The sequence below is a fragment of the Polyangiaceae bacterium genome, from assembly GCA_015075635.1.
In the GTDB taxonomy this organism is placed as follows: Bacteria; Myxococcota_A; Polyangia; order Polyangiales; family Polyangiaceae; genus JADJKB01.
This window is the reverse complement of record JABTUA010000001.1, coordinates 3,217,581-3,229,948: the sequence shown is the minus strand read 5'-3', so window position 1 is coordinate 3,229,948 and position 12,368 is coordinate 3,217,581. Positions and strand designations below refer to the sequence as shown.

The window sequence follows — 12,368 nt, the reverse complement described above, 5'->3', positions numbered from 1 at the left end:
CAGGGACCACCAGCTCGATTTCCCCCCTGATGCTCTCGCCGGTCGGGCGCTTGATCAGGTAGGGATCTTCTTCCGTAGCGTGGTCGGCTGCTTCGCCGGCCCGGTCAGCTCTGCCGCACGCCGAGCTCGTAGCGACGGATCCCGTTCGGGCTCGGCGCGACGACGCGTCCGTCCACGACGAACGACACCTCCGGCTTCGCATCGAAGACCAGCGCCAATTTCGGCTCGGGGTGCCCGAGGCCGCGCTGGTCGGCGCTGACGACGAAGTCCACCTCGTAGTCGAGCTCCTCGCGCCTGGCGCGGCTCTGCCCGGGCTCCTTCACCTCCAGCGTCGAACGCTGTCGGCCGAGGCTGAGCGGCGGAGGAAGCGCGAGGACCGCGTGTCCGTCGCGGGTCACGGCGCTGGCCTCGCCCAATGTGAGCGAGGTACCGTCCGGGCAGCTGGGGCAGCTCAGGTGAAGCTCAGGCCGCCCCGGGGTCGAAGCGCGCTTCGGCGGCGACGCTCCGTCGCCGGGAGAGGGTCGAGACCAGCACCAGGCCCCCGAGCACGAGCACCGGGACGCCGAGCCAGAGCGCCCACGGCAGGCGACGCGTCCTGGGCGGGGGCGGCGTCTCCGCCAGCCGGGCGGGCTCGGGCGGGCGCTCGACCCGCAGGCGCTGGCGCACCCGCAGGGGTTCGGCCGGGCTGGTGCCGGCGTGGCCGCGCGCTTTCTGGCTCGGGCACGGGCTTCGGGGGCGAAGCAGCGGGGAGCGGAGCGTCGATGGGGACGCCGCTGCCCAGGACCAGCGTGCCGCTGCCGAGCCGCGGCTCACCGTCGCTGCCGAGGGGGGCCGTGGCGCGCACGCCGTCCGCGGCTGCCCCGCAGCTCGGGCAGACCGTCGCCCCGGGCTCGGGCACGGCTCCGCAGCGCGCACACGCGGCCATCGGGCGGCACTATAGCCGAATCGGGGGCTGGCTCCGGCGGAGGACCACCCCGCGTCCGCAAGGTCTTTGTCCAGATTTCGGCCGGTCCGGTATGGGGCTTCAGATCGCCCATGCTCGCCAAGCGCATCATCCCCGCCTGGACGTCCGCGACGGACGGGTGGTCAAGGGCGTGAACTTCGTCGGCATTCGGGACGCCGGCGACCCGGTGGAGTGCGCGCGCCGATACGACGCGGCGGGGCCGACGAGATCACCTTCCTGGACATCACGGCGTCCCATGAAGGGCGCCGCGCGCTCTTGTCCGTGGTCGAGCACACGGCCGACGTGGTGTTCTCCCCGCTCACCGTCGGCGGGGGCGTGAGCGCGGCGGAAGACGTGCGCGACTTGCTCCACGCCGGGGCCGACAAAGTCAGCGTCAACACGCGTGCGGTGGAGCGACCGGAGCTGGTCGGTGAAATCGCCGACGCCTGGGGCTCGCAGGCGCTGGTCGTCGCCATCGACGCCAAGCGGCGCGCCGACGGGGCTTCGAGGTGTTCACGCACGGTGGCCGGACCCCGACCGGGCTCGACGCCGTAGCGTGGGCCACGCGCTCGGTGGAGCTCGGAGCGGGCGAGATCCTACTCACCAGCATGGACCGCGACGGGACGCGGCGGGGCTACGACCTCGAGCTGCTGCGCGCCGTGGTGGACGCCGTGACCGTGCCGGTGATCGCCTCCGGCGGTGTGGGTACGCTCGAACACATGCTCGAGGGTCTGTCTCTCGGCGGCGCCGACGCCGCGCTGGCTGCTTCGATCTTTCACGACGGCGTTCACATCGATCGACGAGGCGAAGGAGTTCCTTCGCGCTCACGGCGTGCTGGTACGCGGAGGTAACGCATGAGCGTCAAACTGCACGAGATCATGAGCGCGGCACACGCGCGGAGCGCGTCCCTGGCCGCGGAGGTTGCCGGCTATCTGGTGCTGGCGACGGCCGATCAGATCGCGGGCGCCCCGCGCTGCCTCGGCTTCTCGGACGTCTCGCTCTCCGAGGAAGGGCAGGTGCGCATCGCCGGTGGGACCCCGGTCGAGGACGTCGCAGCGGAGCGGACGCTGCGCGAGATGCTCGGCCTGCTACTGCTCGAGTCGAGCAGCGTGACGCCGGGTTTGTTCCGCGCCGCGCACAAGTCGCCTGCCGCTGGCGTGGACGCGCTGATCCGCGAGATCGAGATCGCGCTGGTGCCCGTGAACCGCGCCGCGGCGCGCCGCGCGCTCACACGCCTGCACCGGGACGTCGAGCGCGCGCGCCAGGCCGGGCGCCTCGCGCCCTGGCAGCCCCCGCGACGGAGCCCCGAGCCGGCAGCACGGCAGTCGGTGCCGCCCCCTGCCGCTCCGGAGCCGGCTCCGGCACCGCGAGCCGAGAGCGCGCCCGCGCCGAAAGAGCCGACCGAGAGCATCGAGCTGCCTTCGGTCTTGACCCGCGACAGCAGCCCGCCGCCGATCGGCGCCGGGGAGCGGAGCTGGCTCACTCCGGACTCGGTCGCAGTGGTCGATGTCGAGTGGCCGGCTCAGGCGCCGGCCTCCGACGACGAGCTCTACACGGCCATTCCGGTCTACGTGGAGGAGCTCGAGCCAGAGGCGCCGGCGAGGACAGTTCCCGTCGTGCCCGATCTCGAAGTCCCGCCGAGTGAGGAGGCGCCTCCCGCCCGGGTGGCCGCTTTACCCGAGCCGGTCACCGTGCCCCAGCCGCTGGTCACACCTCGGCCGCTCGGGCCGAGCGAGCCCGTCGCCCGCAGCGATGCCCACACGCCTGTTCTCGGGTCGCGCCTGGCGGTGCAGGCCGCGGCGCCGCTCCCACCCCTCGAGGTGTCGGAGCCGACGCCCGGCGTGCTGGTGCTGGTGGGAGACGATGCGACCGAGCGCATGCCGCGGGTGATCGACGAAGAGGACGAGGCCGCCGAAATCGCCCGCGCGCTCGCGGAGGTCACACGCGCGTTCGTGGAGTCGCCGGATCCCGTCGATGGGCTCGAGACGCTCGACCCGCCGCTCGCGGCTGAGGCAGCCCAGGCGGAGGCGGCGCCGGTCGCCGCTGCGGCAGCGCAGGCGCAGGTGGAGCCGAGCGAAGCGCAGGCGGCGGCAGCGCAGGGGCGCCGGAGGCGGTCGAGCCGTCGGCTGCGCCTGAGCCGGAGCTGCCCGAGCCCGAGGCGTCGCCGGTGCGGTCCCTGGCCGAGCTGTCGCCGCTGCCGGCGTCGCCCGCGCTGGAGCTGGCCGAGCTGTCGCCGCTGCCGGCGTCGCCCGTGCCGTCGCTGGCCGAGCTGTCGCCGCTGCCGGCGTCGCCCGTGCCGTCGCTGGCCGAGCTGTCGCCGCTGCCGGTGGTCGTGTCGCCGCAGGCGGCGCTGGAGAAGTTGGCGACCCTGCCGGCTCGCCCCGCCCGCCACGACTACGCGCCACCGCGCTACGCCCCGCGCAAGAGCGACGTGGAGGAGCTGCTCTCGGGGTTCGGCGTGGCTCAGCTCAAGACCGAGCGCGAGCTGTGCTCCGATCTGAAGGCATTGGCCGGCGTGGACCAGACGGCGCCTCCGCCTGCGGTGGAGCTCAGCGAGACGCCGCCGCCGGTCGCGGTCTCCGAGGTGGGTGAGGGCTGGCTGCGGCAGCGCGGCCGAGCGACGCCTCGAGCGCGCGGGTCGTCGCGGGTGCGGTGAGCGCCGCGCTGATCATCGCCGGCGTCGGGCTGGGCAGCATTCCCACTCGTACTCCGGGCGCAGACGGCGCTGCGGCCGCGCCCCGCATCGAGAGCGCGATCGACAGCGAAAGCGTCCCGCCCTGCAGCGCCGAGCTCACGGTACGGCAGGTCCCCCTGAGCAGCCGCACGCGCCTGCGCACGGGCACCGACGAGCGTGTGCTCGCGCCGAGCCGCGTCGTCGGCAGCGATGCGGTGTTCGAGGGGCTCGAGTGCCGGCAAGGCGCGGAGCTCACCGTCGAGCTTCCGGGCCGCGCTCGCTGGGTGCGAATCCCCGTCGCTGCGGAGGCGCTGTCACCCAGCGCAGAGGCGCCCGGCCTGGTCCGTTACACGGTCGCGCTGAGGTAGCGCTTGGGCGTTGCAGCGCCCCGGGGCGGCGTGCCATTCTCCGCCCCATGCACGACCAGAACATGGCCATCCTCAAGGGCTTGGTGAGCGTGGCGTGGGCCGACGGCCGTGTCGCCGACGAGGAGCTCGAGGTGATCGAGGCCTTGCTCGACGCGTTCGAAGCCTCGACCAGCGAGGCGCACGAGCTTCGCACCTACGCCAAGACGCCGAAGACCATCGACGACATCCCGCTCACCGACATGAGCTTCGACGATCGCCGGGTCTTGCTCCAGCACGGTCCTGCTCACCTACATCGACGGTGAGCAGCACGAGAAAGAGAAGAAGCTCCTGGAGGATCTCTGCGAGAAGCTCCGCATTCCCTCCCACGAGGCCAAGGGCATCATCGACGCCGCGTCGCAGCGCGCGAAGGGTTTCCTGAATTTGCTCTGACTCGCCCTTCGAGCGAAACCCGAGCTCGAGCCTCAACCGCTGGCTTGCGTCTTCAAGCGCTCGATCTCTTTGAGCAACGCGATCGGGCTGAACGGCTTGGTGTAGTAGGCCGAGGCGCCGGCGTCCGCGGCCTTCTTGCGCGACTCCGGGTCGTCTAGGGCGCTGATGATCACCACGGGCACGGTGCGGGTCGCCGGATCCGACTTGAGTCGCTGGCAGACCTCGAAGCCGTCGTATTGACCCGGCAACATGAGGTCGAGCAGGACCAGATCGAAGCTCTGGGTCATCACGGCGTCGATGGCCTTCGCGCCGTTGGCGACCGCGGTGACTTCGTAGCCCCGGGCCTGAATCAAGGCCTCGATCATCCGGCGAATCGAGTCCTGATCTTCGACGACCAGTATGCGCATGCTGAGGGCAGCATAGCCCAGGGGCCGCGCCCTTTGGGAAGCGCGATCTCCCACCGCCCTCGACTAGCCCGTCGTCAGCTCGACGACCGAACGACCGGAGGGCGTTTCGCCCAGGGAAAGCTTGGCGCCCAGGAGCGGCGCCGCCACGTCGGCGATCAAGAGCGAGAGGCCCTCGGGTCGACCCAGAGCCGTCGGATCCGAGCGGCGGCGAAGCACGTCCGGGCGCGCCGCTGCGGGGACTACGGGGCCCCCGTCCTCGACCGTGAGCTGAAAGCCCAGCGTAGTCCGCCCGAGGCGCACCGTCACGCGCCCGCCGCGAGGTGTGGCGGCGATGGCGTGGTCGATGAGCCCCGGGCGATGAGCGAGAAGGTGGCCACCCGGGTCGACGTCTCCAGGCTCGCCGGCAGGTCGGTCTCGATCTGGACGGCGTGCCGGGCCGCGCGGGCTTCCGCTTGGCCCAAGAGCTCGCGCAGCTCAGGACCAGGTCTGCGCTCCGCGCGCTCTCCCCAGCGGGCTGTTCGAGAGCCGCTCGAGCTCGACGAACAGCTCCTGAGCGCCGGAGATGCGCCGGGTGAGCCGCTCCCCCAGCTCGGACTCGGCGCCCAGCGCGTGAGCGACTTCACCCACGTCGACGCGGGCTTGGTCGAGCCAAGCGCGCATCATGCGCGTCAGCGCGTTGGCCGTGCTGACCAGGAGCTCCAAGCGATCGGCGCCGGGCGGCGGTGGGGACGGACGCGGCCTTCGGCTCGCTCGGCAGGTTGGAGGACTCCGCGAACGCCGCTGCCAGCTCCGCGCGTAGGCCTCGCCGAGCTGCTGGGCTTGCTCCAGCTCGCGACGTAGCTCGGCCATCTCGTCGGTGGCACGGTCGGCGGGCAGGAACAAGGTCTCGGTCCCTCCCTCGAGCTCGAGCCTGCCGCCGTGGCGTGTCGCCATTCGGCTCAGCCAACGACGCTCGAGCTCGGCTGTCGCGGAGCTGTCGGGTCCGAGCTCGACGCTGATCTTCACCCACTCCCCATCGCGCTTGATGTCGACGTCGGGTCGCGCCGACTCGCTGTCCATCGGGCTCGAGTTGGTCTGGCTCACCAGCAGGTGGATCATCCGCCGGAGCTCTTGCTCCTCGCCGAACACCTCCGTGCCCGAGCCAGTGTCCATGGCGATGCGCGCGTTCGGGACGACCTCGCAGACCAGCGCTCCGATGTCGATGCGGCCGCGTCGGGCCGCGGCGCGCGAGCCCATCTGCAGCTCGCCGAGCCGGGCGATGGCCTCGTCGAGCGTGTCGAGGTTGGTCTCGACGGCGGGGGCGGTCTTGATCTCGATGGCCGGGCCGGGCACGGGCCCGGTCAGCTGCTGGACTCCTTCGCGCAGGGCGCGGGCAGCGCCGCGCGCTTCTTGAGCCAGAAGCCAGCTCAGCTCCTGGCGGGTGAGGCGTTCCTGCGACACGGCGGGTCCGCATCATGCCACGCTCCGCCTGGCGTTACCAACGCTGCTTCGGCCCGACGGCCGAAACACAACGCTCCCCGAGTCCGCGCTACCATGCCCGGGCGATGCTGCGTCTCGTCCTCCGCCGCTGCCTGGTCGCCGCCTGGCTCGGGCCCTCGGCGCAGTCGCTTGCGGCAGCTCGGACGTGCCGAGCCCGTTCAAGGAGGACGCGGGCGCGGACGCCGGCGCCGACGCGGCGGGCGACGCGAGCGACGGCGGCGACCCCACCCTGGGCCCTCCCTGCAAGGACGACCCGCAGTGCGACGACGGCATCGAGTGCACCTTCGACGAGTGCGACGAGGCCATTGGGCGTTGCCGCTTCACTCCCGACGACACCCTGTGCCAGGACGAGGTGTTCTGCGACGGCCTCGAGGTGTGCGAGCCCAAGCTCGGATGTCGCGAGGGCACGGCCGTCGCCTGCGACGACAACTCCACGCGCACCATCGACACCTGCGTCGAGGCCACCAAGAGCTGCATCAACGAGCCGCGGGACGTGGACGGCGACGGAGATCCGGACTGGAGCTGCGGCGGCGGAGACTGCAACGACACCGACCCCGCCGTCTCGAGCAAGCAGCTGGAGATCTGCGGCAACGGCCGGGATGACGACTGCGACAACGCAGTGGACGAGGCGGGCTGCAGCGCGCCCAAGCACGACAAGTGCGCCGACGCGCTGAAGATCGAGAAGTCGGGCCAATACGTGATGTCGCTCGGAGCCGCCGCCAGCGACTACGGCGCGAGCTGTGCCCCGGCGGGGCTCCACCAAGACGTGGTCGCCGCCATCGTCGTGCCTGCCGGAGCGCCTCAGGACGTGGACGTGATCGCGACGGTGAGCGGTGGGGAGGTCGCGCTGGCCGCCCTCGGTCAGTGCGGCGTGGCGGGCAGCGAGACGGCGTGCGCCAAGGGCTACTCGCTCGACAAAGGCGGAATGCTGGCGCGCGTCCGCCTGCGCTCCCTCGGGCCCGGGGCCTACCCGCTCTACGTGATGGGCTCCGGGGTCTCAGACGTGACGCTGAAGGTGAGCTACATGCCGCCCAGCGAGAAGCCCGTGAACGAGACCTGCGGAACCGCGGAGCCAGTGGTGCCGGGGGTCTCGGTCAAGACCTCGGTGATCGACGCCAAGGAGGACCTGTCGAGCGTTTGCAGCGGGACCCTCGGCGAGCTGGTCTACGAGGTCACGCTGGCTGCCGAGCAAGACGTCCACGTCTGGGCGACCTCGCTGGATGGGGCCGGCAGGCCAGCGCTCGCGATCTGGAAGGCGGACTGCAGCGATCCGAAGCAGGAGCTCGGCTGCAACGTGGCGACGGCCGGGCACGTCTTCGCGCGCGCGTTGCCGGCGGGCAAGTACTACGTCGCGGTCTCGGCCACCGTGCCCACGGACCTCGACGTCTTGGTGGAGGTCTTGCCGCCGACAGCGGAGCCGGCGGACGAGACCTGTGCGTCCGGCGCCGTGCCTCGAAGCCAACAAGAGCATCGCCGTGCCGCTCGCCGGCCACACCGACGACGTGAGCCTCGGTTGCATCGCGGGCGCCGCCGATGCGGTGTACACCCTGAACCTCCCGGTCTCGAGCGACCTCTTGCTCGTGGGTCGCATCTCCGACGAGGACAACGGCGCAGTGTCGCTGCTGAAGCCGGCCTGTGCTGCGCCGTCGGACCAGATCGCGTGCGGAGTTTCGGCGCAGACGCCGGTGCGCGCGCGCGCACACAAGGTCGCCGCCGGCAGCTACCGGGTGGTGATGGAAACCGCCAATGCGGCTCCGACCATCCTCACCGCCTTCACGCGCCCGGCCACGCCGCCGATCCTGGTGCCGTTCTCCGACACCTGCGCGACGGCGGTGAAGATCCCGCCGGCGGGCGGGTTTTTCCAGGGCAACACCGCCAACGCCAACGCCGACTACGACGGGGGTTGCGATCTCGGTAGCCAGGGGCCCGGCGGCGCCCCGGAGCAGATGCTGAAGCTCACGCTGGCGGCGAAGAAGCGCGTGGTGCTCGACATGAAGGGCAGCGCGTACAACACGCTCCTGGTCGCGCGCGCGCCACGGCTTGTCCCGGGCCGGAGGTCGCCAAGGCCTGCGCGGCGGGCTACTACCAGGACCGGAGCTTTCTGGATCTGACGCTGGACGCCGGGAGCTACTGGGTCCAAGTCGACGGTTACGCAGGCTATTCCGGGCAGTGGTTCTGGATGCCTTCATAGTCGATCCCTGAGCGGGTAATGCCGTATGCTCCGGGGCGCATGACCGCGATGCGCTGGCTCGCCGCGCTCGGGCTCGCCGGGCTCGTCTGCTTCCAGAGCGAAGCGGTGCGCGCCCAAGACCGCGCCCGGACCCGGCTCGCACCACCAGCATCGCGCGCCGCGGCGTCCGCGCGGAGAGCTTCGGCGAGGCGGAACGCGCGGCGCTCCTCTCCGGGGAGACTGTGTCGCGTCCCATGGTGCTGTCGCGGGCCGGGGGCCGCTACGTCGGCGGCGTGTCCTACCAGGTCGTGCGGGCGTCGCCCGCGGAGGTGCTGGCGGCGCTCGGGGACATGCGCGAGCTGCCGCAGATGCTGCCGCGCACCAAGTCCGCCCGGCTGGTGGACGTCACCCGGCGTGGGGCCAGGGTGGAGCTGACCCAGGGCACGCGACTCGTGGAGACCACCTACACCGTGACGCTCAGGCGGGTAGGCGCGAGCGAGCTCAGGTTCCGGCTGGACCCGAGCCGTCCTCACGGGATCCGAGACGTTTGGGGGTACGTCCGGGCCCGACCCATCGGGTCGGGGGCGACGCTGGTCACGGTCGCGGTCGCCCTGGACGTCGGTCCGGGGCTGACCCGGGCGCTCTTCGAGGACCGGATCCAGGCGGTCATCCTGAGCACGCCGCGCCACATCCGGGACTATCTCGAGCCCCGCGCGCTCGCCCGGACGGAGGCCTCCGGCTCGCCGCGCGGCATGTGATCCTCAGCGATCTTTCCATGTGGGCCCGGCTGCGGTTATAGAAGAGCCGGCAGACATGCTGGCGCGCATCGCAGTCATCTCGCTCAACACCTACCGCGAAGCGGTGCGTGCCCGGGTGTTGCACGGGCTGTTCGGGCTCGCCATCGCCACCGGGGCCTACGCGCTGATCGTGGGACAGTTCGCGCTGCGTGACACCTTGCGCGTGGTGAGCGATCTGGGCTCGGCGTCGATCTCGCTCTACGCCATCGTGGTCGCGATCGTGCTGGGCGCGACCAGCCTGTATCGCGAGCTCGAGCTGAAGACGATCTTCCCGATCCTCGCCCGACCCATCCGTCGCTCCGAGTACCTGATCGGCAAGTACCTGGGCACGCTGCTCACGCTGGCCGTGTTCGTCGCGGCCAACGCCGGAGCGCTGCTCTGCGCGCTCGGTGCCCTGGCGGGGGGCAGCCTGGCCGCGGCGCTGGGCCTGGGCGTCGGCAGCGCGGCGCTGGCTGGGCTAGTCGCCTGGAAGCGACCGCGGCTCGGCACCTACGTGCCCATCCTCTGGGCCCTGGTGATGTTGATCGGCGGCTGGTTGCTGGCGGCCGGAGCGGTGGACGACCGCCGCGTGATCCTCGGCGCCGCGGCGTTGACCGTATGCGAGGTCGCCATCGTCGCGGCCATCGCGACGCTGTTCGCCTCGTTCTCCTCTCCGTTCCTCACGGCGGTCTTCACCTTCGGCGTGTTCATCGTGGGACGCTCGGCGGATACGCTGGCCAGGCTCCCGCACCGGGTCTTCGGCCGCACCATTCAGGCGGCTGGCGAGGCGTTGAGCAAGGTCGTGCCGAACCTGATGGTGTACGTGCCACCTCGCCCGCTCTTGACCGGAGAAGCGGCGGGCGTGCCGCTCGGCGAGTACGTCGCCTGGGCGGCGCTGTCCGCGCTGGCCTGGGCGGCGGGGCTGCTCGCCTTCGCCAGCCTGGTGTTCCGGCGGCGCGACTTCCTGTGAGCAGCATGGCGAGCCACGTCCCTCGGATCCTGCGCAGCGTGGCGGTCGGGCTGATGCTCACCGTGTTCGCCGTCGCCGCGGTGACGGCGCGCGCGGTGAACGAGGGCGAGCGCCGCATGCGCGAGAGCGACGCCGCCTTCAACCAAGCCGACCTCCCACCGCGCTGCTCCACGCGCGCGCCGCCGCCGTGATGTACGCGCCGGGGCCCCGCACGTGCGCCGGGGCTACGCCCGCATGATCGCCATCGCCATCGGGTCCGAGGCCGCCGGCCAACGGCGCATGGCCGAGTCGGCTTGGCGCTCGGTCCGGGCGGCGGCGCTCGAGACCCGACACCTCTGGGTGGTTCACCGGGCGGAGCTCGGCCGGGCCGACGAGAACCTGGCGCGGCTCTCTAGAGCGCCGGAAGAAGCGAGCGCGGCGAGCGACGACAAGCTCGCGCTGGCGCGCGCCAAGGCCGAGCTCGTGCGCGACGACGCGCCGACCACTTCGTTCATCCTGGTGCTCATGCTCGGCTTCGCGCTGGCGCTCGGCGGGCTCGGCACCGTCGGCTTCTCCGGCGTCACGCCGGCCGGGCGCATCGTGCTCGCGCGGGCCAAGCTCGGCCTGCTGCTCTCGCTGGCGGGGCGCTGATGTGGACCTATGCGGTGTGGAAGGCGTGATGGAATCGCCTCTGCCCATCGATCGCCTGGAGCGCTCCATCGAGCGGTTCAGCGAGCACCTGTCGGGGCAGCGGCGGGCGTCCCCGCACACCGTGGCCGCGTACGCCAGCGACCTCCGGCAGCTCGCCCAGTTCGTGCGCGACAGGTCCCGAGCCGAGGTGGCCCCGGCGGACGTGAACAAGCTGGTGCTGCGCGCCTGGCTGGGTGAGCTCAGCCGCTCGCGCTCGGCCGGGAGCATCGCGCGCAAGCTGGCCAGCGTGCGGGCCTTCTTCCGCTACCTGTGCCGCGAGGGCGAGCTCAGCGATAACCCTGCGGAGCTGGTCGCCACGCCGAAGATCCGGCGCAAGCTGCCGGCGTTCCTGTCGGTGGACGCCGCCTCGCAGGTGATGGACGCGCCGGTGGACGGCACCGCGCGCAGTGACGCCGAGAGCGCGCGCGACCGCCTGATGCTCGAGCTCTTGTACGGCTCGGGCCTGCGCGTGAGCGAGCTCGCGGGCCTGGACCTCGATCAGATCTCGCTGGAGCAGAACGAGCTCCGCGTGTTGGGCAAGGGACGAAAGGAGCGCGTCGTTCCGCTGGGGCGCGCGGCCCGCGCGGCGCTCGAGGTCTATCTGACGCTGCGCCCCGAGCTCCGGCACGCCAAGAACGGCGCCCAGGATCCGCGCGGGTTGCTCCTGACCCGACGGGGTACTCGGCTCGGCGTGCGGCGCATCCAGGTGCTGGTCCAGCGCTACGGGACGCTGGGGGCGGGCAGACCGGACTTGCATCCGCACGCGCTCCGCCACACATGCGCCACGCACATGCTGGAAGGAGGCGCGGACCTGCGCGCAATTCAGGAAATGCTGGGCCACTCGAGCCTCTCGACGACGCAGCGCTACACCCATGTCTCGCTCGAGCAACTGCTCGGGGTCTACGACCGCGCGCACCCGCTCGCCAAGAAAGGGCGCCGTGGCTGAAGCCCAGGCTGCAGCCGTCGCCGGCGGCGCCGCGGGCTTCGTCCAGCGCGTCGCCGGTGGCGCTCTCGGTGGCGTGGTCGCGAGCCTCGGTGCAGCGGCGCTCGAGGCGCGCTGGGCGCGCCTGGCGCAGGCGGAGCCGCCCGGCTTCAGCTCGGTGTTCCTGGCCGACGCGGGCCTGCTCTGGCCAGTCGCTCTCGCTGTCGGGTTGGGCGTCGGGGTCGCGTCGTGCTTCCTGCACCCGGCCGCTCCGCCCTCGCCGCGGCGGCTCTGGGCCGCGCTCGAGCGCGAAGAGGGGCGGACCGAGCGCGCCTTCGTGTGCCTGCTCGCTCCGCTCGCGGCCCTCGTTTGGGTGGTGATCGCCGCGCGCCTGGGCCTCGGGTTCCTGGTGTCGGAGCTGCCGCCGAAGCCATCGGCCGCGGCAGGGGTCCTGGGCAGCGCGCTCGCCGCGCTCGGCCTGCACGCGCTCTGCCTGGGCGTCGCGCGGCTGCTGGCGCGGAGCCTGGGCCGCGCGCCGAGGCCGAGCGCCGCGCTCGTGCT

14 protein-coding genes and 2 pseudogenes are annotated in these 12,368 nt (G+C 72.1%); 11 read left to right on the top strand and 5 right to left on the bottom strand.

Features of this window, described 5'->3' with window-relative positions:
• Positions 1 to 104: 104 nt before the first annotated feature.
• Both HS104_14740 and HS104_14735 read right to left on the bottom strand, forming a co-directional pair.
• On the bottom strand, positions 105 to 398 hold the full coding sequence (locus HS104_14740; protein MBE7481223.1) for a hypothetical protein: 294 nt from the start codon (positions 396 to 398) through the stop codon (positions 105 to 107).
• 64 nt (positions 399 to 462) lie between these two features.
• A complete protein-coding gene (locus HS104_14735) occupies positions 463 to 666 on the bottom strand; it encodes a hypothetical protein (protein ID MBE7481222.1) in 204 nt (67 codons plus the stop codon).
• 369 nt (positions 667 to 1,035) lie between these two features.
• Here HS104_14735 and hisF point away from each other — a divergent pair.
• The 5 genes and pseudogenes from hisF (at position 1,036) to HS104_14710 (ending at position 4,414) form a co-directional block, all read left to right on the top strand.
• Positions 1,036 to 1,794, top strand: a pseudogene (gene hisF, locus HS104_14730) (imidazole glycerol phosphate synthase subunit HisF).
• A gap of 3 nt (positions 1,795 to 1,797) precedes the next feature.
• Positions 1,798 to 3,444, top strand: coding sequence for a hypothetical protein (locus tag HS104_14725; GenBank protein MBE7481221.1), 1,647 nt, complete (start codon positions 1,798 to 1,800; stop codon positions 3,442 to 3,444).
• Positions 3,402 to 3,599, top strand: coding sequence for a hypothetical protein (locus HS104_14720; protein MBE7481220.1), 198 nt, complete (start codon positions 3,402 to 3,404; stop codon positions 3,597 to 3,599). The genes HS104_14725 and HS104_14720 overlap by 43 nt, the downstream gene beginning before the upstream one ends.
• Complete coding sequence (locus HS104_14715) at positions 3,596 to 3,985, top strand: hypothetical protein (protein MBE7481219.1); 390 nt, start codon at positions 3,596 to 3,598, stop codon at positions 3,983 to 3,985. The genes HS104_14720 and HS104_14715 overlap by 4 nt, the downstream gene beginning before the upstream one ends.
• A gap of 47 nt (positions 3,986 to 4,032) precedes the next feature.
• Positions 4,033 to 4,414: pseudogene (locus HS104_14710) on the top strand (TerB family tellurite resistance protein).
• 32 nt (positions 4,415 to 4,446) lie between these two features.
• Here HS104_14710 and HS104_14705 read toward each other — a convergent pair.
• From HS104_14705 to HS104_14695, 3 genes are all read right to left on the bottom strand, one after another.
• Positions 4,447 to 4,821 (bottom strand): response regulator, encoded by a 375-nt coding sequence (locus HS104_14705; GenBank protein MBE7481218.1) that lies wholly within the window; start codon positions 4,819 to 4,821, stop codon positions 4,447 to 4,449.
• A 63-nt stretch (positions 4,822 to 4,884) separates the two neighbouring features.
• Positions 4,885 to 5,127 carry a sensor histidine kinase gene (locus HS104_14700; protein MBE7481217.1) on the bottom strand — a complete coding sequence of 81 codons (243 nt, stop codon included), beginning with the start codon at positions 5,125 to 5,127 and terminating at the stop codon, positions 4,885 to 4,887.
• 168 nt (positions 5,128 to 5,295) lie between these two features.
• Positions 5,296 to 6,261: a hypothetical protein gene (locus HS104_14695; GenBank protein ID MBE7481216.1), complete on the bottom strand. Its 966-nt coding sequence runs from the start codon at positions 6,259 to 6,261 to the stop codon at positions 5,296 to 5,298.
• Positions 6,262 to 6,445: 184 nt separating this feature from the next.
• On the opposite strand from HS104_14695, the gene HS104_14690 reads away from it, so the two are divergent.
• The 6 genes from HS104_14690 to HS104_14665 all read left to right on the top strand — a co-directional run bounded on the left by HS104_14690 (position 6,446) and on the right by HS104_14665 (position 11,831).
• Complete coding sequence (locus HS104_14690; GenBank protein MBE7481215.1) at positions 6,446 to 8,218, top strand: hypothetical protein; 1,773 nt, start codon at positions 6,446 to 6,448, stop codon at positions 8,216 to 8,218.
• A gap of 506 nt (positions 8,219 to 8,724) precedes the next feature.
• A complete protein-coding gene (locus HS104_14685) occupies positions 8,725 to 9,228 on the top strand; it encodes an SRPBCC family protein (protein MBE7481214.1) in 504 nt (167 codons plus the stop codon).
• Between the two features lie 55 nt (positions 9,229 to 9,283).
• Positions 9,284 to 10,216: an ABC transporter permease subunit gene (locus HS104_14680; protein MBE7481213.1), complete on the top strand. Its 933-nt coding sequence runs from the start codon at positions 9,284 to 9,286 to the stop codon at positions 10,214 to 10,216.
• 5 nt (positions 10,217 to 10,221) lie between these two features.
• A complete protein-coding gene (locus HS104_14675) occupies positions 10,222 to 10,407 on the top strand; it encodes a hypothetical protein (GenBank protein MBE7481212.1) in 186 nt (61 codons plus the stop codon).
• Between the two features lie 22 nt (positions 10,408 to 10,429).
• On the top strand, positions 10,430 to 10,846 hold the full coding sequence (locus HS104_14670; protein ID MBE7481211.1) for a hypothetical protein: 417 nt from the start codon (positions 10,430 to 10,432) through the stop codon (positions 10,844 to 10,846).
• A 28-nt stretch (positions 10,847 to 10,874) separates the two neighbouring features.
• Positions 10,875 to 11,831 (top strand): tyrosine recombinase XerC, encoded by a 957-nt coding sequence (locus tag HS104_14665; GenBank protein ID MBE7481210.1) that lies wholly within the window; start codon positions 10,875 to 10,877, stop codon positions 11,829 to 11,831.
• Positions 11,832 to 12,368 lie beyond the last annotated feature (537 nt).

What these genes read in the sequence shown, in the direction of transcription:
- HS104_14725 (MBE7481221.1), top strand. Translation starts at nt 1,798, where the DNA reads ATGAGCGTCAAACTGCACGAGATCATGAGCGCGGCACACGCGCGGAGC.
- HS104_14705 (MBE7481218.1), bottom strand. Translation starts at nt 4,821, where the DNA reads ATGCGCATACTGGTCGTCGAAGATCAGGACTCGATTCGCCGGATGATC.
- HS104_14685 (MBE7481214.1), top strand. Translation starts at nt 8,725, where the DNA reads ATGGTGCTGTCGCGGGCCGGGGGCCGCTACGTCGGCGGCGTGTCCTAC.
- HS104_14680 (MBE7481213.1), top strand. Translation starts at nt 9,284, where the DNA reads ATGCTGGCGCGCATCGCAGTCATCTCGCTCAACACCTACCGCGAAGCG.
- HS104_14675 (MBE7481212.1), top strand. Translation starts at nt 10,222, where the DNA reads ATGGCGAGCCACGTCCCTCGGATCCTGCGCAGCGTGGCGGTCGGGCTG.
- HS104_14665 (MBE7481210.1), top strand. Translation starts at nt 10,875, where the DNA reads ATGGAATCGCCTCTGCCCATCGATCGCCTGGAGCGCTCCATCGAGCGG.